17 protein-coding genes and 1 pseudogene are annotated in these 20,124 nt (G+C 68.4%); 12 read left to right on the top strand and 6 right to left on the bottom strand.

Translation table 11 applies throughout. The annotated features are described in order from the left end of the window. Positions 1-160: 160 nt before the first annotated feature. The 5 genes from ACIQWX_RS47870 (at position 161) to ACIQWX_RS47890 (ending at position 4,404) form a co-directional block, all read left to right on the top strand. Positions 161-1,906 carry an arabinofuranosyltransferase gene (locus tag ACIQWX_RS47870; protein ID WP_400886305.1) on the top strand — a complete coding sequence of 582 codons (1,746 nt, stop codon included), beginning with the start codon at positions 161-163 and terminating at the stop codon, positions 1,904-1,906. Positions 1,907-2,340: 434 nt separating this feature from the next. After that, positions 2,341-2,508, top strand: a complete 168-nt coding sequence (locus ACIQWX_RS47875; protein ID WP_400886307.1) for a hypothetical protein — start codon at positions 2,341-2,343, stop codon at positions 2,506-2,508. 370 nt (positions 2,509-2,878) lie between these two features. Continuing rightward, the gene (locus ACIQWX_RS47880; protein WP_400886310.1) at positions 2,879-3,247 is read left to right on the top strand and encodes a hypothetical protein; all 369 of its coding nucleotides are present in this window, start codon (positions 2,879-2,881) and stop codon (positions 3,245-3,247) included. 306 nt (positions 3,248-3,553) lie between these two features. Beyond that, on the top strand, positions 3,554-3,904 hold the full coding sequence (locus ACIQWX_RS47885; RefSeq protein WP_400886313.1) for a helix-turn-helix transcriptional regulator: 351 nt from the start codon (positions 3,554-3,556) through the stop codon (positions 3,902-3,904). A gap of 149 nt (positions 3,905-4,053) precedes the next feature. Further along, on the top strand, positions 4,054-4,404 hold the full coding sequence (locus tag ACIQWX_RS47890) for a hypothetical protein (protein WP_400886315.1): 351 nt from the start codon (positions 4,054-4,056) through the stop codon (positions 4,402-4,404). A 90-nt stretch (positions 4,405-4,494) separates the two neighbouring features. On the opposite strand, the gene ACIQWX_RS47895 is transcribed toward ACIQWX_RS47890, so the two are convergent. From ACIQWX_RS47895 to ACIQWX_RS47910, 4 genes are all read right to left on the bottom strand, one after another. Further along, positions 4,495-4,725, bottom strand: coding sequence for a hypothetical protein (locus ACIQWX_RS47895; protein WP_400886318.1), 231 nt, complete (start codon positions 4,723-4,725; stop codon positions 4,495-4,497). A 304-nt stretch (positions 4,726-5,029) separates the two neighbouring features. Beyond that, positions 5,030-7,213, bottom strand: coding sequence for a hypothetical protein (locus ACIQWX_RS47900; protein WP_400886320.1), 2,184 nt, complete (start codon positions 7,211-7,213; stop codon positions 5,030-5,032). Then, the gene (locus ACIQWX_RS47905) at positions 7,210-8,631 is read right to left on the bottom strand and encodes a PrsW family intramembrane metalloprotease (protein ID WP_400886323.1); all 1,422 of its coding nucleotides are present in this window, start codon (positions 8,629-8,631) and stop codon (positions 7,210-7,212) included. Before ACIQWX_RS47905 ends, ACIQWX_RS47900 begins: the two co-directional genes overlap by 4 nt. Before the next feature lie 3 nt (positions 8,632-8,634). Further along, complete coding sequence (locus ACIQWX_RS47910) at positions 8,635-9,429, bottom strand: hypothetical protein (protein ID WP_400886325.1); 795 nt, start codon at positions 9,427-9,429, stop codon at positions 8,635-8,637. A gap of 1,623 nt (positions 9,430-11,052) precedes the next feature. On the opposite strand from ACIQWX_RS47910, the gene ACIQWX_RS47915 reads away from it, so the two are divergent. From ACIQWX_RS47915 to ACIQWX_RS47945, 7 genes and pseudogenes are all read left to right on the top strand, one after another. Then, positions 11,053-11,814 (top strand): hypothetical protein, encoded by a 762-nt coding sequence (locus ACIQWX_RS47915; RefSeq protein WP_400886328.1) that lies wholly within the window; start codon positions 11,053-11,055, stop codon positions 11,812-11,814. A 179-nt stretch (positions 11,815-11,993) separates the two neighbouring features. Then, a complete protein-coding gene (locus tag ACIQWX_RS47920) occupies positions 11,994-12,614 on the top strand; it encodes a hypothetical protein (protein ID WP_400886330.1) in 621 nt (206 codons plus the stop codon). Positions 12,615-12,700: 86 nt separating this feature from the next. Continuing rightward, positions 12,701-14,197, top strand: coding sequence for an ATP-binding protein (locus ACIQWX_RS47925; RefSeq protein ID WP_400886332.1), 1,497 nt, complete (start codon positions 12,701-12,703; stop codon positions 14,195-14,197). Positions 14,198-14,570: 373 nt separating this feature from the next. Beyond that, positions 14,571-16,607: a ParB/RepB/Spo0J family partition protein gene (locus tag ACIQWX_RS47930; RefSeq protein ID WP_400886334.1), complete on the top strand. Its 2,037-nt coding sequence runs from the start codon at positions 14,571-14,573 to the stop codon at positions 16,605-16,607. A gap of 147 nt (positions 16,608-16,754) precedes the next feature. Then, entirely contained in the window at positions 16,755-17,711 is a 957-nt protein-coding gene (locus ACIQWX_RS47935; RefSeq protein WP_400886337.1) for a PP2C family protein-serine/threonine phosphatase, read from the top strand. After that, positions 17,708-18,178: pseudogene (locus ACIQWX_RS47940) on the top strand (bifunctional DNA primase/polymerase); the annotation flags it as partial. The gene ACIQWX_RS47935 and the pseudogene ACIQWX_RS47940, both read left to right, overlap by 4 nt. 115 nt (positions 18,179-18,293) lie before the next feature. Beyond that, positions 18,294-18,713 (top strand): hypothetical protein, encoded by a 420-nt coding sequence (locus ACIQWX_RS47945; protein ID WP_400886626.1) that lies wholly within the window; start codon positions 18,294-18,296, stop codon positions 18,711-18,713. Between the two features lie 162 nt (positions 18,714-18,875). Here the strand turns inward: ACIQWX_RS47945 and ACIQWX_RS47950 are convergent, their stop codons facing one another. Both ACIQWX_RS47950 and ACIQWX_RS47955 read right to left on the bottom strand, forming a co-directional pair. Continuing rightward, positions 18,876-19,301 carry a hypothetical protein gene (locus ACIQWX_RS47950; RefSeq protein ID WP_400886339.1) on the bottom strand — a complete coding sequence of 142 codons (426 nt, stop codon included), beginning with the start codon at positions 19,299-19,301 and terminating at the stop codon, positions 18,876-18,878. A gap of 520 nt (positions 19,302-19,821) precedes the next feature. Next, positions 19,822-20,085: a DUF397 domain-containing protein gene (locus tag ACIQWX_RS47955; protein WP_400886342.1), complete on the bottom strand. Its 264-nt coding sequence runs from the start codon at positions 20,083-20,085 to the stop codon at positions 19,822-19,824. Between the last annotated feature and the right edge of the window lie 39 nt (positions 20,086-20,124).

Here is a 20,124-nt window from a genome sequence, read left to right on the forward strand (position 1 = left end):
CGAGCGACGAGTGATCATCTGCTGACATCTGACCGGTAAGACGGCATCAGCGGAAGACACATCTCGCAGTCGCCAGGTCCGCTTCGTGATCCCCATGCAATGCGGGTGCTCAGGACGGCTCAACCAGGCATCACCCACCGGCATGAGGAGCGTTCCGCAGATGAGCACGGTCGTCGACGACGCACCCGCCCCAGCGAGCGAGACCCCCGAACCCGGCACTCGACGGGCCACGCGGGGCACCTGGCTCCTGCTCGGACTCACCGTAGCCGTGTTCGCGGTCCTGGCCTGGAACCGGCGCTGGATGAGCGACGACGGCATGATCGTCTTGCGCACGGTCCGCCAGATCCTCGCCGGCAACGGTCCCGTCTTCAACGCCGGTGAACGCGTCGAGTCCAACACCAGCACCCTGTGGACCTACCTGCTGGTCGCGTTCGGCTGGATCCCCGGCCTGCGCCTCGAGTGGCTCGCCGTTATCCTGGGACTGCTCTGCTCCATCGGCGGCCTCCTGCTCGCACTCGACGGCACCCGACGACTGGTCAGCACCGCGCGTTCCGCGCTCGTCGTCCCGGCTGGGGCGCTTGTGCTGGTCGTGCTGCCGCCCTTCCTCGACTTCGCCACCTCGGGGCTGGAAACCGGCCTGATCACCCTGTGGCTCGGCTCCACCTGGTGGCTGCTCGCCCGCCACGCCCGCCGGACACCCGCCTGCCCGGTCACGGTTACCGCACTGGTCGTCGGACTGGGCGTGCTCGTCCGGCCGGACCTGGCGCTGTTCAGCGCCGTGGGCGGCATCGGACTGCTGGTGCTGGAATGGCGAGGCTGGCGCCGCGCCCTGCTGTGGATCGCTGCGGCCGCGGCTCTGCCGGTCGCCTACCAGGTCTTCCGGATGGGCTACTACGGCCTGCTCACCCCCAACACCGCCCTGGTCAAGGAAGCCTCCGGCGCATTGTGGAGCCGCGGCTGGGACTACCTGACCGATTTCACCGGGCCCTACTACCTGTGGATCCCCCTCGTCCTGTGCGTGCTACTCGGCGGCATCCGCCTGTGGCGAACCCGGGTAGACCGGACGGTCGCGGTCGTCCTGGCAGTGCCCCTGATCGGCGGACTGGCCCTGGCCACCTACGTGGTCCGGGTCGGCGGAGACTTCATGCACGGCCGCATGCTCCTGCCCGCACTGTTCAGCCTCTTACTTCCTGTGCTGGCCGTGCGGCTGACCCGGGCGACTGCCGTCCCCATCGTCGCGCTCGCGGTATGGGCGGTGATCGCCGGCGGGTGGCTGCGCACCGACACCGACCTGACCGGGCTGGCGAACGACACCATCGACGTCGCCGACGAACGGGCCGCCTACGTCGCCGCCAGCCACCACGAACACCCCATCCTGGCCGAGGACTTCGACGAGTTCACCGCGATGGCCGGCCCCATCAACGCCATGCTCGCCACCGGGCAGGAACCGGCCGTGCTCGTCCAGAACAAGCAGGGCGTCTGGCACCGCTACCCCACGACCGACGGACGCACCATCGTCCAGTTCTTCAACATCGGCGGGCCCGGCCTGCTCCTGCCTCTGGACGTGTGGGTGCACGACCCGATCGGCCTGGCCAACCCGACCGCCGCTCACTCCACTCCCTACCCGGAACGCCGGATCGGTCACAACAAATACGCAGGCAGCGTCTGGGACATCGCCGAGCTGAGCAACGAAACCTCGACCGAACTGACCCGGTACGGCGACGTCGTGGACACCAGCGTCGACGCGATCCGCGGCATCTTCGCCTGCTCACCTGATCGGGAAATGCTCGAGTCCGTCCGGGCGCCACTGACGCCCGATCGCTTCTGGCAGAACCTCATTCACGCCGTCGGACGCAGCAGCCTGCGCTACGACCACGACCCCCGCCAGGCATACCGCTGCAACTGATACCTCGGGTGGAGGACTTCTGGAAGAACCGGGTGCAGGTCGCCTCACACCTCAACGCACTCTCATGCCGACAAGCGAACATTCGACGCCACCGCAGGCGGTACCGAAACGGTGAGGCAGCATTGCATCGGTTGCACCCCTGTCGAGGTCCGGGCGGATGGTCCTGGTTGTGTGGTGATCGGATCCCAACACCCGCTCGCTGTCGGCAGTGGCGACCTCGGGCAGCGATCGCCGCTCCAGATCACTCGCCTCCTGGTAGGCGCCGACCAGATTATTCTGCGAGAGTGGAGTGCTCGGGTGGTCGGGTCCCAGTCCCGATGACCCCGGCGGGATCCGCCGATGTGGACATAGAACGGGCAATTCGCGCCTGCGCTGTGAGCACGGCCCGCATTTGTTGCGAATCGTGCTTGCGCAACACGAACACAGTGGCCATGGTGGCACTCAGCGTCGTGAAGATCGCCGGTAGCGCAACCTGGCCGCGGATACCCAGCAGGACAGCTCCGCTCAGCAGGGCGATGATGACCCGGGTGATGACCGGTGAACTGGGCAAGCACGACCGCACCGCCGCCGCGACCCTGCACAAAGTCCTCGCCGCCGTCTGAACGCTCTCCGGTCCCCGCCCTCGCTCGCTGTTCCGGCTCACGAAAAGGACTTCTGCCATGAGCACCAGCACCATCACGCCGATGGCGTGCGGCACGGACGGCTGCACGAACACCGGTCACGGAATCTCGATCGCGGTGTCGCGCCCGAGTATCTACCGTTGTCACGACTGCATCGCCTGCCTGGACGCGCTCGCCCCTCGCTGGATCCGCGGGTTGACCGACGAGCGTGCCTACGCCGACCGCAACACCGAACTCGGGCACCTGAACGCGACAGAACTGCGGGAGCAGGCCGTGCCGGCCCTGGCCGCGATCAGCGAGGCGCGGGAGGCGTTCACGATGCTGGCCGACCTCGTCGGCCCGGCGCTGGCCCGTGACGCGGTCAACCGCGATCGTCAACGCCGGCGACCACGTCATCGACTGCTCCGTCACCAACTGGTGGGCCGCCTACCGCTACCCCGAGCACCACCCGCGCACCGCGCCGGCCCGCGCGGCTTACCAGTTCGATCACGTCTGGACGGTGCGTGTCGACGGCCGCGCTGTCGGGACCGTCCACCATGTCACCGCCGGCGTGCTCGACCGCTACGAACCCCGCAACCTCACCGGATCCGTGCTCCGTCCCGACCTGCCCGACGACGAGCAGCCCCGCTACGACTCCGTCCACGCCGCCGCCGACGCCCTCATCGCATGGACCGCCGATCGCGCGCCCGCACCCGATGCCGTGGCTCCCGGGCAGCCGTGACCTCGCGGTGTCGTGCGGCCTCAATCACGCGACCAGGTCCCGCGACACCGGTCAAGGCCACACCTCGACACCTCGACGTCCGGCCGCAGGCACGAGACCTTGACCGGCGCCACGGCGGGACCTGGGTGACCGCGGTCGTCCGCACACCACCCCCACGCGAGGCCACCTGAATGAACCGGGAATCCCCGAGCGGCACGCCTTCCCCCGGGCGAGCCGGCTCGCGGTTCGGGGCTGGCCGGGCCAGCGCACGCGCCGCGCTGCCCGGCCAGCCCCCTCGCCTCGCCACCTGCCATCGGAGATCCGAGCATGTCCCAGCCAGCCACACTGACCGCTACCGAACAGGAAGTCCTCGACGACGTCGCCCGCGGCCTGAGCAACATCCAGATCGCGCTCAAGGAGTTCCGGTCACACGAGACCATCCGTACCCACGTGAAGAACATCCTCGCCAAGCTGACGGCCCGCAACCGCGCGCACGCCGTCGCTATCGCCTACGACACCGGTATCCTCCGGTGCCCGCTCCCGCACCTGCCGACGACGCAGGCGATACCGCGGCGGGTGTCGCCGCCGGGCCACGCCAGGTGCGAACCCGGGCAGCCGGGTCGGGCGGCGTCCGCACCTGCTCGTCGCAGCGTCCACCACGGGCGAGGGCCGCAATGACCGAGCCGGCGCTGTCTCGCTCGAGAACCTGCGCGGTCGCCGTCCGCTCGACGTGGTGTCCTGGGGTGCCGGTGTGGAAAGCTCCGCCTACCTCACCGAAATCCTCACCAACCCCACCCGGCACGGCGTCGCCCCCCCAGAATCTGGTCGTGCTGCACGCCGTCGTCGGCTCGGAGTTCACCGACACCCTCACCTTGTCGCAGCGGTTCATTCTGCCCCTTCTGGCCGATCGCGGTGTCCGGCTGGTTCAGCTCTCCCGCCGCGGCCGCCACGAGCGCGACGGCATCGAGATCCCCGACGACTCCACCACCCCGAAAGTCATGCATCACACCGGGCCATGGACGCTGGCGCAGCACAACACGATCATCGGAATCACTCCGCAGCTGTCGAGTCGACGACGCTCTCTGCAGTTCAAGGGTTTCGTGCTGGACCGCTTTATCCTCTCGGACTTCACCGGCCGCCCGTACCGGCATGTGATCGGATACAACAGGGACTTATGATGTGGGTTCGTCATCTGTCCACTGTCCATGGTCTAAGAAGATCGTTCGCAGTGACCGCCGGCGCATATGACGGCCCCAGCGCCGCGTCTGTCAGGAAGCGTCTTCCTCGTCGTTGGTGTCGACTTCGGGTTCGTTGTCGACTTCGGGTTCGTTGGAGTAGATCCTGGACTGCACCTTGACTGCCAGCCTCGAGACCTTCTCCCATTCGCGCTGCGACCCAAGAGCGTGAGCGACTCCTGCGTCCGGAGCATCACCCAGCTTCATGAGCAGCGTCAGAGCGTCGGTGAGGTTGCCAAGGAGCTGGCGCCGCAGGGCTGCCATCCGTTCAAGGACAGTCTTTTCCTCCGCGCCACCGTTACTTTATCGTTCGCCCTCCTCCTCGGCAGCCCTCTCGGGATTAGAAAGTCAAATTACCGTGCACTCACTGAGACGACGAAGTGGCGCCTGCATTATCACGAGCAATCCCATCCTCCTTGCCGGGATCGACATCGTTCACAGTATATCGATCGCCTACGCTCTGATCATCTTTCTTATCGCTCTTAACGGAGGGATGTTCCGCGACACCTCCGACTGATGCCACGCCGCCTCTTTCGTATTGCGATTGCTTCTCGATCTTCTGCGCGAATCATGGCCACTTCAGCGGGAGGTCGGCAGTGGTTCCGATATCGAACCTCATGACCTCGCATCCGTCATACTTGGCACTACCCAGGGCGGCGGCTCTGCGGATCTCTCTGATTCTATCGGGATCGGTGATGCCTTGAGCGGCGATGTACTCCTCGGCCGCGAGAAGGGCAGCCTTCTGGGCGGCCATGGTGAATTGACCCTGGGGGATTCCCCCGCCGTCGTGCTCGACGAGCGCACGGACATAGAAGGCAGCCACGCGATTCTTGTCGAAGGCCCCTTGGAGTTCGTCAAGAACCTCACCATAGAGCTTGGATTTGACCATCGCATCGATCACCGCGGCGAAATTCTCCCGGCGACCTTGTTCGTAGTCTTTCCCATCCAACCCCTGCCGCTTTCCCAGTGGCGCGCCCGGCCCCTTGTTCTCAAGGAGGACAAACCCAGCAGTCGAGCCAGTGGGCGCGATGACCTGATAGATGGCATCGAGGACGTCCCGGCCACTCAGTTTTCCCTCCAGCACCGGAACGAGCCGGTGACCGGGACTGAGATTTCCCTGGAGAACCGACGCAGCGTGCGTACCGCCGATCATTCCCAGCATCTCACTCACCTTGGTGATCATGAGGCTCCAACCACTCAGGTCGAACTTGTCGACCGCCGCACCCGGCCAGCGGGAGTCGGCGACGGTCTGACCGAGGACCACCTGCCGAAACGGATCGATGCGGTTCATCAATATGGAGTTCCGTCGCTGGCTGAGAAGGTCACCCATCGGCAGAAGCCCCTTGTGCGCGGTCGCGCGGTCGTGGTGCAGAACGATTCGTGCACCCTGCGCGTCCTTCACGTAGAGGGCTTTGGCAACGTCCCGACTTCCGACCTTCACGTGAACTATTCCGTCGCTGCCACGTTCGATCACCGGCAGAACATGGTTTCCTAGAAGAACATTGCGCAAACGAGGGATCGTCCTGTAAATCCAGGTGTCGCCCATCTTCTTGTAAAACCGGCCAAAGATTTGGGGGCCTATGACGGGATGGTTCAGGTAGTAGACCAGCATTTCGTTCCTGCTGGCGGTGTCGTCCATGTTCCCGAGGACGCGGAGCAGGTCGTTCACATCGATGATCGACTCCTGTGCCAACACGTTCGCGCCAGGGGGCGTGTACACGTCGGTCACTTGGCCCGGGCGCGCGGCCGCCTCTGCCACCGCATCGGACCGGACATCGTCGGTGACCACGGAAGTAGCGGTATCGATCATGGCATCTGTCGCGTCGGCCGCGGTCTCCGCCGCTTCCACCAGTTCCCTCGTCAGTGCCTCCGCCTGCGCACCGACCGGGGTTTGGCTCAGCTCGGCTGCCACCCGGTCCACGACATCGGCCTGGCGGGTCGCTTGGTCGACCGCTGTTCGAGCTGTCGCCGCCAGATCAGCGCTCCGTGTTCCGGACGGGGCAGCGCCGGCCGAGGGGTGCTCGACTCGACGGGCACCGTCGACCGTGCCCGTCGCGCGGCCCGGCGCATCCGCGGACGTCGCCGCGGGAAGTGGCTCGAGAGGCGCGGACCGGTTCGCCGAGCGGTCGGTAGCTATCTCCTCTGCGCGCACGACGTTCTCGGGCGCCACGCCGTGGTCTGGCGCCTGCGGAGGGGCGGCAACGACGGCGGCGATCGCCGCGATGTTCCGCAGGGCATTCGCGGTCATGGTAGCGGAGTCAACGGCCCGTTCTCCCTCACCGCGTGCTGCCGCGTCCGCGGCAGCGTTGGCGTGGGCGATCGCCTGATTCGCCGCCTCGGCCGCTCGAGCCACCTGCTGCAGTGAGGATGGCGTTCCCGTTGGGAGGCCCGCCCCGGGCTGGGATGTGCCGGTCACGCTGCGCGGGGTGGTCGCAGGCGCGCTCGCTGCGGGTGCGGCCGTGGTGACGACACGAGCCGTGCTAGCGGACACGCTGACTCGGGCCGCAGCCGCACCCGCCTTCGCGCCCGCGCTGAGGGCCCTCGCTGCAGCCGCCACGGCCGCGGCCGCGGCCGCGCCACCCACGGCGACAGCCCCGACGACCGCAGGCGGGGTGGCGCAGCCCTGGGGTGACGCGGGCTGGCCCGCCTGATAGGAGATGCCGCACGCCGAGGCGACCGCCGGATGCAGCAGAACCTCGAGCAGGACGAGCCCCACGATGGCCAGTACACGGGGCACTGCTGCGGTGATCATGCGGTCACCTCTGTCAGGAGTTTGTCGGGTTCGCTGGCCGTCCGCGCAGGACCGCTCTTGAAGTCGAGCACCCGTTCACGCAGTGTCTGTTCGTCGGGACTGCCCGGGGCGACCTCGTCGCGGGTGCGGTGCCAACGCAGGGTTGCCAGCTCGAGTTGGGCGGCGTGCAGCTTTCGCAGGTGGCGGGCTGCGCCGCGACCCTGTCGGCGGAACGTTCGGTAGCGCAGGAAGAACCGGCGTGCGGGGCTGAGCAGTATCGGGACCTCCTGCTCGGTGACCGCACCGTGCCCCGTGCGCGCTTCAGTGGCCAGCTCCACGGCGATCGCGCTGGCCTGGGTACGGTTGCCGCGCCACGACAGGAGTAGGTACAACACGACGAGCGGGCCCTGCAACAGGACGATCGTCATCGGGACTCCCAGCAGATCCCGCAGCCATACGTTGTTCCCGAACAGGTGGTGCCGCAGATCCGTGGTGTGAGGCTGCAGGGCGTTGTTGGCGAAGTGGGTGCCGGCGGCGGCGAGCAGGCCCGCGAACACGACCACGATCTTCTGCCAGCGTTCGCGCAGCTGGCGGGCCGCGCCGATGCCCGCGCCGACGAGCGCGGTGAACGCGACGTGGGAGGCGAACAAGCCGACGGACTGGCGGCCGAAGTACTGGTAGGCCGCGCCATCGAACACCGACATGTACAGCACGGTCTCGCTGAAGTTGAACCCGAGGCCGACCGCGGCACCGACGACGATCCCGGACACGACGTCGTCGATGTGCCGCCGGAACCCGAAATACAGCATGGCGATACCCGCTGCCTTGCCCAGTTCCTCGAAGAATCCGGTGTTGAGCGCTCGCAAGGTCATCAGCCGTCCCACGGTCGCACCCGGTTCCTGGAGCGCGACGCCCAGGTCGAGCAGGTAGGCGGCGCCGTACTGGTAGAACCAGGCGCTCATGGCTGAGGCGAACCCTGCCGCGATCAGACACCCCCATGCCAGTCCCGCGAGCGGCACCCAGCAAGTCATCCGCCGGTAGTGCTGCATCTTGGTCAGCGCCCACAGCGCGAACGCGGTGCTGGGGACGCAGATCGCCGTCGCGCCGAGATTGCGGGCCAGGACGACCACGGGTGTGATCACGAACGGGGCGAGCAGCACCCCCGCGACCGTCAACTGCCACACGCCCGCGCCGCGACCGGCCCCCTGCCGCTGCCGGACGAGGCCGACCAGCGACACCACCGCCGCGACTCCCCAGCTCACCAGGACGCACGCGCGCACCAGCGTGAACATTTCCGTGGGCGGCGGCGCGACGAACGTCATCCACGGTATCGGGCTTCGCAGGTCCGGCTTGACGAGGTCGAGCAGCAGGCCATGCCCATACGCGACGGACAACGCCGCCGCGACAGCAAGAATCTGGTTCGCTGCGCGGGTGCCCATTGATCAGTTCCCTCCCGGCAAGGTCGTCGGCCAATCCGGATAGGGCACCCGAACCATCGGCAGCACCGGCGGGCGCGGCAGTGCCAGCGGCGTGTCCAGTGAAAACGACAGCAGCAGACCGACAGACAAGATCACCAACCCCACTCCCCCACACCGCACCATGAGCCGGAAATGAGGTGCGCTCTCGTACCCCGACTGTTCCCGCTCTTCCTGCTCCGGACGCCGTCGCCGTGCGTACGCCACCATCGCGCTCAGAACGGTCACCGCGACGAAACCGATCGCAAATAGGAAAGGCACCACCCCGCTCCCGCCGCCGAGCGCGTCGTAGGGAAGTTCGGACGGCCTCGCCGAGCACAGAACCAGCCCTCCCAGGCCACGGCTGGTCTCACTGGACAGCACGTGCCCGTCGATGGCGATGCCGCAGCTCACGTACAGCGTCGGCAGCGGAGGTAGCAGGCCATCGGGCAAGTCGGGCAACTCGGCCGGTTCGGCCACCACCTGCACCGTAATATCCATCGCCGAGTTGAACTGGCCTCTCACCCGCTTCTGCCAGATCGGCGACCTTGACGACTCCTCCCGGGAGTCCATGCCCGCCCCGTGGTACTGAATCGTGTAACTGGGTAACGGCCCCAGCACCTGAACGGCGTACTCGACGGAATGCTGCTCCCACCCGTCTCCCGTTCCGCAGCCGGCAGCCAGCGCAAGCAGAACGGCTACCGCACCGACGGACCGCAGCCGGTGCGCACACCGCCGGCCGCGGCGCGGACCAGGACTGTTCTGGCGCCTCCACGCGTCCATGCAGGAAGTATAACGACGCCGATGTTCCCGATGTCCCGATCGCCGCAACTCGTTCGTCGAACACCTTGATGGCGCAGCAAATGTCGATCTCTCTCAACGCGACGACGACAGGCTGTAATCGGGCCGTCTCCTGTTACTTGATCTTAAGTGTCAGCGAAGCAGGCGTCGGAGCCGTCGGCGGGATTTGAGACGTTCCTTTATTCAGGCAGTTCGACCCGGTCCTCGACAGCGGCAAGCGTTGGCTGGTGATGGATTTGCTGGACGTCCTCAACCTCGCGGAGATCATCCACGAGGAAGGCTCGCTGCCGGAGCCGTTGGTCCGTCGTATCGGCGAGCAGTTCGCCGGCACCGCGGGGGTACGGCGCGCAAGAGGTCGCGGACTGGGCCGCCGCCACCACGGCGTCAGATGTAGCGGTATTGACTGCTCAGCTGACCCTAAGTTCATCAGGAATACGTAGTTAGTTACGCCAAGTCTTCGGGTCTCCAGCGAGAAATACTCCTCGATTGTCCTCGGGCGACCAGGGCGTATGCGATCCCAGCGTGACACAAAAAGAGCGGTGTCTACATCCTGGACCATTAGGATCATCGCGTTCACGCCTTCAAGTGCAGGTGCTTCAATATGACTTGGGAAACGCAGTCACTTTTGGATCGAGCAATCTGATCTAGCGTAACTTATAATCGGCATTCTTTGATTTGCGGCAAACGCAAAGCCTTTCGACCTAAACCTGGCGGCAGGCCAGGACGGTCGGCGAGAGCCGAACCCCGACCCCGGCAGGGCCACCGAGGCGGCGTCTCGCTCGCGGACCAGATCCGCGAAGCGGAGCGCAAGGGCGACCACCGAGAGGCGTTGCGGCTGAAGACCGCCCAGCTGCTCGACCGTTCCAAGACCAGCCGCTGAAGCGTGCGCCCGGGTGCCAAGCGTCGAAACCGCTACAGGAGTGATCACTGACTACCCGGCATCACCGGAATGCTCGACACATTCAACAGCCCGAACTATGTCGGGATCTGTTCGGCGTTACGCCGAACGACACCCCGCCGCTGTCCTCGATCCGCGGCCTGATCGGCGGCCAGTCGACCACAGCACGATCTTCACCTGGCAGCCGACGACCTGCGCGACCCGGACGCGAATCGGCAGCGCCTGGAGGGTGCCGACGCGCCCGCGCCCGAGGCCCGCAAACGGACCAACGCCTTCAACGTGGTGGAGATCCACCAGGAGGCGCTGGCCATCAGTGCTGCGGCTGTTGTCGGCTACTGACAGCATGATCGCGCGTCTGCCGGCCGCGCACCGCCGCCTACGTCACCGGTGTCGGCCTATTGGTTGCCGAGGAGCTGCATTCCCCGTGCTATTGGTACACCGCGCCGTTCTTCCTCGGCCAGCGCGCGTTCGTTCTGAGCGCCCTCGGCGACCGTATTGCCGCCGGCGTGGACGTTATCGGAGTGGGCATCCCGCCGTCGCGAACTCGCCGCGTTGACCTGATAGCCGGCTGGTGAATCCGGATAGGACAGTCCAAACCCGTGGGGTTCCGGAGTCTCGTCGCCGTCGCATAGCGGGTGTACAGTGGAAGAAACCGAATCTTGGTGTGACCTCCCCATGCGTCGAGTGGCGTGAGGACGGTGGACACGATGACGCTACTGCGGCAGAACCGCGAACTGAAACGGCTCGGGATCTGGAACTGGTCCCTACCCGCCTTCGCCGGGAAACTACCGGACGGCCGTAACTACAACGCCTGCCCCTCGGCCGGGGTGTGCGCACAAGCGTGTTACGCCCGCAACGGAACCTACCTCTTTCCTCAGGTGAGAGCGCGGCATCAGGAAAATCTGCGCTGGACCTTGGACGACTTGCCCGGCTGGCAGCACGCGATGCTGGATGAGCTGTCGCACAAGCGGTTCATCGACGCGTGGGTGCGGATCCACGACAGCGGCGACTTCTACTCCCGCGGTTACCTGTCCGCGTGGCTGGAGATCATGCGCGCCCGTCAGCGTACCCGGTTCTACGCCTACACCAAGGAAGTGGCGGCCTTTCGGGAGCTGGTCGAGCCTAATCCGCCGCGGAACTTCTGGTGGGTCTACTCCTACGGCGGCACCCAAGACTCCACATTGGACCCTGCAGCAGATCGGGTTGCGGACGTTTTCCCCGATGAGCAGTCGATCGCGGCCGCGGGCTGGCATTCGCAGGAGGACTCCGACTTACTGGCCGTACTCGGGCCGACACCGGTTGGGATCCCGGCGAACAACATCGCCCACTTCAAGGCCCGCCAAGCCGGGCGCCGCTGGAGCCGCTGGCAAGCCGGCGTCGATGCCGCACGCGCCGCCCGCCGCACCAGCGCCCGGTCAACCGCAGCGCCCGGCGTTGACCGGCCGGACACGTCCGGAGGCCCACGGTAGCGCTGCCCGGGACCACGGCGGCCGCCTGCTGCCTATCGGTGCCGGTCAGGTGCAGCGCCGCCGTGGCCGCGGTCCGCGCTGTCACTGGCTCCACGACGTGCCGCCCGGGGTCGCCGGTGCCGCGATCGCGGCACCGGCGACCGGACTGCACACCTCGCGATCGAAAGGAAACCCCGGAGATGTCGAACGACTTGATGCCGTATCTGCGCGCGGTCGCGGAGGTGATCGGTGAGCCGTGGCGTGCCGCCACACCCCGCTGTGTCGGTGAGGACGCCGCGCTGATCGGTCCGGAAGGCGGGTGGATCAGCGTGACCGTCGCGTCGGGCGCGGCGCGGGATCGGCTGGTTTTGGAGGCCTGGCTGGACTCCGAGCTCAGTCCCCACCAGCCCACCGGAATGGTCCGGCCGTCAGCGACCGTGGCGCGTACCCGGCCCGCCGCCGCGGTCGGCAAAGACCTCGCCCGACGGCTGATCCCCAACGTGGTCGAACTGATCGACGCAGCGAAAGACCTGGCACACCGGCGCGCATGCGACACCGCCGACCTCTCCAACCTTCTCGCCGCGATCGGCGCGGGCTTCGGCACGACCCCGGCCGCCGGTGCGAACACCGTGTCCGTCGGTGCCTACGGCCAGCCGCTGTTCGCGACCGCGCAAGTGCTGCAGCCGGTCTGGCGCGACCGCCAGCGCCGGGTCCGGTTCAGCATCGACGCCACCGTCGAGAACGCGCTCGCCCTCGCCGCGCTCGTCGGTCAACGCGCCGCCGCCCACACCGCGCCCGCCGCGCCCGACACCTGCTGCTGACCTTCGGCGCCGCAGCCGCCGCACGCCCCGACTCCGGCGCCCTACCGGCGCCGGAGTTCCTTTCTTATCTCTGGAAGGACGAAGTCATGGAAGCCCGTACCCGTGTAGTCACCCTCGACGATTCCCAGGCCCGGATCGTCGACATCCGCGCCGACCTCAGCGTCGGCGACGCGGGGCTGCGCGTGCACGGCCTCAGCCCGACGGTCTCGCGCGAGACCCGCGACCGGGTGCGCGCGGCCATCCGCAACAGCGGCCTGTCCTGGCCCGACGGCGGCGTGCACCTGACCGCCTCCACCGCACACCCGCGCTCCGACGTCGATCTCGCCGCCGCGGCCGCCGCACTGCTCGTCACCGACGCCGTACCGGTGCGGCGGCTCACCGCGACCGCGCTGATCGGCGAACTCGGCCTCGACGGCACGGTCCGGCCCGTTCCCGATGTGCTGCCCCGCGCGATCGCCGCCGACGCCGGATTCACCCACCTGGTCATGCCCACCGCCAACACCGAAGAGCTCAGCCACGTCCCCGGCCTCACCCTCGTCCCGGTCGCGTGCCTGGATGACCTGGTCACCTGGCTGCGCGACGAACCCGCCCCGGCCGCGCCGCCGGAATCGAGCGACCGAGGACGGTCACGGCCATCCTGGAACCCCGACCTCTGGGACCGGCTGGCGCCCGCGGCGGTCCGGGCGGCCGCAGTCGCGGCCGCGGGCGGCCACCCCATCCTGCACGTCGCGGCCCCCGGCACGCCGATCCTGCTGCTGCCGCAGTTGATCTGGACCCTGATGGCCGACCTCACCAACACTAAAGTCAGCGACGTCAGCACATGGCATTCCCTGGCCGGCGAACCACTCCCCGACAGCGCAGGCAGCACCCAGCCGCCCGGTGTTTCCCTGCGCCCCGACGACACGATCGCCTCGATCGTCGGATCCGCCAGCCGGCCGGGATCGCTGACCCTCGCCCACCGCGGTGTCCTGACCGTCGAGGACGTCCCCGACTTCTCCACCCGCACCATCGAGGCCCTCCGCCCGGCACTGCAGAACGGCGCGGTGACCGTCGCACGCGCCGGCCGCAACCGCGCTCTTCCGGCGGCGGCTCGCATGGTCTTCACCGCACGAGACTGCATCTGCGGCAGCACGCGGACCGAGGACTGCCGCTGCACCACACAGCAGCGTGCGTGGTATCTCGCGCGGATTCCGCTGTGGTTGATCGACCGCATCGATCTGTTCGTCCGCCACGTCACCGTCGCCGAGTCCGACTCGCCGCTGCCGTCGCTGGAATCGCTGCGAGACTCCGTCGCCCTGGCCCGCGAACGAGCACGCAGCCGCTGGGGTGCCGCACCGGAACCCGGAACCGAGATCAGCTACACCCAGGCCGTCGCCGACCTTCCCGACAAAGCGGCACAGCAGCTGGACGACGCGGTCCAGGAGGGCCGGATTTCGACCCGCACCGCTGCGCGCTGCCTGCAGCTGGCCTGGACACGCGCCGACCTCGACGACCGACCGCACCCGGACATCACCGACATCTGGCTGACGCTCGCACACCGCGACGGAATGCTCGGCCTGCTGCGGAACCCGTCTCCGCGCTAGCCCCACAACGGAAGAAGAACGTCCACTCCATTGCGGCAGTGTGCTGGTGCCTATGGAAACAGATCGTGAGCGAAAAGAGTTGCTGCGCTGAGAAAGCGGGCACGGGTGTTCCGGTCGGGCCGACGCACTCTAGCGGAACCTGGCGTCAGCGGAAGCCCGCCCGATCACGACGTCGGCGGCGGATGGGCAGGAAAGGGGCGGGCTTGCCGCCGACGCGGCGGCCCCGCTTGGGCGAGTGCGTCCCGACCGGGACGCCCGCACTCCGCTTCTCCATCACCGCGACGCGGTAGTGGAGAAGGAGGTGGTGCGGGGTTCGTGGCCGGTCACCGGATTCGTCTCCGGTGACCGGCCGGCCCGTGCAAAGGAGCCCTTCGTGACCAGCACGATGGATCTGCCGACCCAGCGCGACACCCCGGCGTCCACACCGGACACCGACCTCCCCACCAACGACCTGGGCGGTGCCGTCACCGTCGACACCGCCCCCGACGGCGACACGTCCTCCACCGACGTCGAGGAGAACCCGCTCGACGAGCTGTCCGACGAGGACCGAGCCGCGCTGCACGCGCAGTGGGACGCCGAGATCGACACCATCATCTGGGCCAAGCCGGACGAGGTGCTGCTCGCCGAGAACGTGCGCACCGAGAACGCCGAAGCCGACGAGGAAACGACCGCGAACTTCAAGACCCACGGCGTCAAGACCGCGGTCAACGGCTACCGCGACTACGACACCGGCGCCATCGTGGTCGCCGAAGGCCAGCGACGGGTACTCAACTCCCGTGAAGCCGGCTGCACGGTGCCGATCTGGATGAAGACCCCGCCGCCGGCCGACGAGCGCAAGGCCACCATCGAGCGGATCATCAACCAGTTCATCGAGAACGACCCCGCCCTCCGCAAGCCCCTGACGCTGGCCGACACCGCTCGCGGCCTGCAGCAGCTCGCCGCGTTCAACCTCAAGCCCGCCGGAATCGCCCGCAAGCTGGCGCTGGGCAGGCAGGGCAAGGCCTACGTCGAGAACGTGCTGCAGGCCGGGCAGAGCGAGCTGGCGCTCAAGGCCGCCGAGCGCTACGACCTCGATCTGCTGCAGGCCGCGGTCATCGCCGAATTCGACGAGGCCGGCGACACCGACACGGCCAAGGAGCTCATCCTCACCGCGCGTACGGCACCGAACAACTTCGCCCAGCTCGCCGAGCGCAAGCGCACCGAACGCGCCGACCAGCAGCGGCTCGCAGCCCTGACCGAGGACCTCACCGAAGAACTGACCGCCGCGGGCGTCACGATCTTCGACACGAGCCTGCCCGACAGTCACGGGGACGCCCGCTCCCTGGACCGGCTGCGCCCCACCCCCGAGGACGAGCCCAACACCGAGCTGACCGCCGAGGACCACGCGTCCTGCCCAGGACACGGCGCCTGGATCGAGACCGACCACCACGACCAGCAGGGCAACCAGATCCCGGTGGCCGTCTACGGCTGCGCCGACTTCCTCGCCCATCGTCACGCCCTCAGCCACGCCCCGGCCGGCCGCGCGGACTTCACCCCCGCGGCCGCCGACACCACCAGCACCGGCACATCCGTCGACCACGAGTCCTCCGACGACGAGGACGCCGCCGAGCAGGCGGATGTGATCGCGGCCGCGCGCGCCGCGCAGGCCGCCGAGGAACTCGAGCGTCAGAAGGCGCGGATCATCCGTAAGTGGGTGATCCAGAACAACAAGGACTGGGACGCCTCGCAGGCCCCGCGCCGGGAATGGCTGGCCGGGCTGCTGCAGCGCAAGACCGCGCCGCAGGGCGCGCAGCTGTTCCTCGCGCTGCAGAAAGCCCACGGCGGCTACGAGCTGCGGCGCGCGTTCGAGCGCAATCACCCGATGGCGATGAAGCTGATCGGCCTGCCGGTCGGTTCCACCCTCTACGACCTGATCGGCAAGATCGGCAAGGCTCCCACCGCGGGGAAGGCCACCCTCTACGACCTGTTCCTCACCCTCTGCGCGATCGAATCCGACATCTCCCGCAACACCTGGCGCAGCCCGTGGGGCTCGGCACGGGCGTACATGGCCGCAATCATCGGCTGGGGCTATCCCGCCTCCGATGTGGAGCGGAAGGTGATCGACCCGGAGACCGAGCAGGACGTGATCGCCGCGCAGCTCGGCGACCTCGCCACCGACGCCATGAGCGACGGCGGCACGACCGGCGAGTGCGGCGAGGCCGACGGTGCCGAGGCCCCGGACGACGACGTCTCCGACCACACCGAAGTCGAGGACCCCACCACCGGGATCGACGCCGTCGACGACGACGCGAGCGCGGACGGCCAGAGCGACACGGCGACCGACCACGCCGATGACGCCGCCGGCACCGATCAGGAGCCGGTCGAGCAGGACACCGAGGCCGGGGTGGAGCTGATCGGCGCCGCGGTCTAGCCGCCCGGACCGTCGCCGCACCCGTTTCTTCGCCCCGGGGGCGGCCCGCGCAATGCGCTGTCGGGCCCGCCCCGTTCTTGTCCACCCCGTCGTCCTCGCGTCCCGCCGGGCTCGCCGCCAGCCCCGCGCGTGAACGGAGTCGCTTCGATGTATCCGCACCTTCCGCCGGTCTTCAATCACATCCACCGCACCAGCACCTACGCCGCCGGGCACCATCTCATCTGGCCCCACGCCCTGCTACCGCCCGGCCCGTGCTGGACCCACGCCACCTGCCGCTGCGGCTGGGCCGAGATCGCCGAATCCCACCGCGACGCCCGCGCCCTGGTCCGCGACCACCGCCGCGACGCCGCCGACCACTCCGCTTACCTGCCCGGCAGTGCGCTGCGCATCGGCGATCGCACCCACCAAGCCGACGCCACCGGCACCCACGTCTCCCGCGCCGGAGCCCGCCACGGCTGGGCCGTCGCCGACGGCATCGGCGACTACCCGCTCGCCGCCCACGCCGCAGGCAGCGCGGCGGCAACCGCCGCCTACGCCGCCGCCGACCGCGGCGCCGTCGCCGGGCTGCTCGCCGCCACCGCCACCCTCGCCACCGTCCACGGCGGCGACACCGTCATGGTCGTCGCCGCCCCGCTCCCACCCGAACCACGTGACGGGTGGGACATCGCGTGGGTCGGAGACTGCCGCGCCTACGAATACGACCCTCTCGCCGACGTCCTCACCCAGCTCACCCTCGACCACACCGACGGCCCAGAACTCCGCGACAGCCTCGCCGAGCACTACCGCGACCGTCCGGACGAACTCGAGGAGCTGGCCGCCCGGCACGACAACGTCGTCACCAGCTCCGTCGCCACCGCGGATCACGGCTCCCTCGGCCACGTCACCACAACAGGGCCGCGCCGACGGTTGCTGCTGACCAGCGACGGCGTCCACAAACCCGTGCCCCACGCCTCCCTGACCCGCGCCTGCCGCACCTTCAGCGACCCGGCCGCGTGCGCAAACCGGCTGACGCTCGCCGCGCGGTACTTCGGCGGCACCGACAACGCCGCCGCCATGGTCATCGACCCCATCCCGGCCCCGATCGCCGCTGAACTGGTGCCATGAGCACGCCCACGACGACCGCGCGGGCAGCCACGCTCCTCACCCGCGCCGACGGTCTGCTGGGCGCCGCGCTGGACGCCGCCGGGCGTGGATGGCCGGTGTTCCCGCTCGCCCCGCGCGGCAAACGGCCCGCCATTCCCAACTGGCAGCAGCGAGCGACCTGCGATCCCGACCGCATCCGCCGCTGGTGGCGCCGCCACCCGAGGCACAACGTCGGCATCGCCTGCGGCCCGGCAGGGCTGCTCGTCCTCGACCTCGACGCCGCCCACGGATCGATCCCCCTACCGTGGGCCCGCCGCGGCGTCGCCCACGGCCGCGACGTCCTCGCCCTGCTGGCGCAACAGGTCGGCGAGCCCGACCCGGTCGACACATTCTCCGTCGCGACCCCGCGCGGCGGCGAACACCGCTACTTCGCCCGGCCACCCGGGTCGCGGCTGCGCAGCACCGTTGGCGGACGCGGCCGCGGGCTGGGCTGGCACGTCGACACCCGCGGACCCGGGGCGCTCATCGCCGCCCCGGGGTCCCTCGCCATCGTCCACGGCGTCCCGGTGGCTCTACGCCATCACCTGGGACCTTCCAGTCGCCGTGCTGCCCAGTTGGCTCGTCCGCGCTCTCACCCCGCCACCAGCACCCCCACCGGCAGCGCATCCGCCACCACCGCCGCTGCCGGGGACCAGCCGCCGGGTCACCGCCTACGTCCAGGCCGCCGTCACCGCGGAGTGCCGCAACGTCGCCACCGCCACCGCCACCGCCACCGAAGGCCACCGCCACATCGCCGTCTACGCCGCCGCAGCAGCACTCGGGGAACTGCACGGCAACGGCTGGATCAGCGCCGCCGCGATCACCCACCACCTCACCAACGCCGCCCGCCACCACCTCGGCGTCGCCGACTTCGACGCCCGCGAACTGACCAGAACCATCCGCGATGGCATCGCCGCCGGTCGCGATAACCCCCGCATCCTCACCGACCGCCCGGTACCTCGACCGCGACTCGCCATCCGCTGAGAAGGAGCAATCCGTCGTGCCCGACACCACCGCATCGGATCCTGCCGCCACCTCCGGCACCCAGGAGCTGGTCTGGCTCTGGCAACGGCAACCGGACAGCACCGACCTGGAAAAGGCCCTCATTCCCGCCCACCTGGTCCCGGCGGGCTGGCTGCCGTCGCTTCAGCACCGCAACACCGAAGGCGACCGCGTCGACTTCGCCTGGGACGGCCAGCAACGGCCGGGCACGGTCGTGCAAGACCAGGGCATGTGCGTAGCCATCGCCGGCGAACGCCCCGGCTCAGGCTTCACCATCCACAAACCGATGTCCGCCCGCACGACGCCGAACCCGCCGCACCGGCCGATCTGGCCATCGACACCGCGATCGACCCGCATCCCGACCCCGTCGTCCGCCGGGAAGGCCACACCGCGACCGCGTACTGGAACCTCGGCGGCCCCGACGACAACGGCTGGCTGTCCCGGGCGCGCCTGCACATCGCCTTCCAGCCCGACATCGGGTTCGTCGCCACGCTGTCCAGCGTCGAAGAACGCGACCACGCCGGCGAACACCGCGAACGTCAGCGGCAACTCGACCCGGTCGTCGTCCATCACCACCCGACGCCCCGCCCCAGCCACTTGGTGTTCCCCGGTGCGGACAACACGGCTTTGATCACGACGAACACCGCGAGCGAGGTGCTGCTGGTGCATCCGGACGGCGCGCACGAGACGGTCTTGACGGCTGCGGACGGCCTGCAAACCCGACCGCTGCCGCGTCGACGGGACGACGTTGTACGTGGCCAATGTCGCGTACAACACCAACGTCGACCCCAACTTGCTGACGGCGAAACTGCGTTGATCTGCTCTTGGGCGGGCGGCGGCGCTCCGGAGAAGCGCTGGCCGCTCGTTCACCCAGCGCGGCAAAACACGAGTGGCTCACGAGACGCCCTGGCGGCTGTCGAAATGGCCACGGAGTGTTCGCCATTTCCGTCGTGTCGGGTTGGACATAAAGAGGACAAATCCTGGGCGTCGCACAAGAGGCCGAACGGCACACGTGCATCGGCATGTGCATTTCCGCGCTCAGCACAATGTTGTCGAAGCGCCTACCATAGATTTGCGGAAATTTTCAGTATCAGGCGCCAGAGTCGTTCCTTCCGGCCGTTGCGCTCAGTTGGCGAAGAAACTGAGCCCAGCTCGAACGGCTGACATGCAGTTCACCTGCTTGGAGTGACTTGGAGTCGCGAACCCGAATGATCGTACCGGTGAGTGCTACTTCCGTGCACTTCGGATCGTTCGTGGGGTGACAACGGGAACTTCGTAACCATGATATCCCTCGGTTTTCGACCGTAATTGCGGGTGCATCAAGTCGTCCGGTCATCAGGCCCTCCCGACCCATGATCGGCCAGGAGATCGCCCCGGCCGATGGACGTGCTTC

It is taken from the genome of Amycolatopsis sp. NPDC098790 (assembly GCF_044759945.1).
In the GTDB taxonomy this organism is placed as follows: domain Bacteria; phylum Actinomycetota; class Actinomycetes; order Mycobacteriales; family Pseudonocardiaceae; genus Amycolatopsis.

Bases quoted from the DNA above. Each gene is read 5' to 3' on its own strand.
- ACIQWX_RS47870 (WP_400886305.1), top strand. From the start codon at position 161: ATGAGCACGGTCGTCGACGACGCACCCGCCCCAGCGAGCGAGACCCCC.
- ACIQWX_RS47885 (WP_400886313.1), top strand. From the start codon at position 3,554: ATGTCCCAGCCAGCCACACTGACCGCTACCGAACAGGAAGTCCTCGAC.
- ACIQWX_RS47895 (WP_400886318.1), bottom strand. From the start codon at position 4,725: ATGGCAGCCCTGCGGCGCCAGCTCCTTGGCAACCTCACCGACGCTCTG.
- ACIQWX_RS47900 (WP_400886320.1), bottom strand. From the start codon at position 7,213: ATGATCACCGCAGCAGTGCCCCGTGTACTGGCCATCGTGGGGCTCGTC.
- ACIQWX_RS47905 (WP_400886323.1), bottom strand. From the start codon at position 8,631: ATGGGCACCCGCGCAGCGAACCAGATTCTTGCTGTCGCGGCGGCGTTG.
- ACIQWX_RS47910 (WP_400886325.1), bottom strand. From the start codon at position 9,429: ATGGACGCGTGGAGGCGCCAGAACAGTCCTGGTCCGCGCCGCGGCCGG.
- ACIQWX_RS47915 (WP_400886328.1), top strand. From the start codon at position 11,053: ATGACGCTACTGCGGCAGAACCGCGAACTGAAACGGCTCGGGATCTGG.
- ACIQWX_RS47920 (WP_400886330.1), top strand. From the start codon at position 11,994: ATGTCGAACGACTTGATGCCGTATCTGCGCGCGGTCGCGGAGGTGATC.
- ACIQWX_RS47925 (WP_400886332.1), top strand. From the start codon at position 12,701: ATGGAAGCCCGTACCCGTGTAGTCACCCTCGACGATTCCCAGGCCCGG.
- ACIQWX_RS47935 (WP_400886337.1), top strand. From the start codon at position 16,755: ATGTATCCGCACCTTCCGCCGGTCTTCAATCACATCCACCGCACCAGC.
- ACIQWX_RS47950 (WP_400886339.1), bottom strand. From the start codon at position 19,301: ATGGACGACGACCGGGTCGAGTTGCCGCTGACGTTCGCGGTGTTCGCC.
- ACIQWX_RS47955 (WP_400886342.1), bottom strand. From the start codon at position 20,085: ATGGGTCGGGAGGGCCTGATGACCGGACGACTTGATGCACCCGCAATT.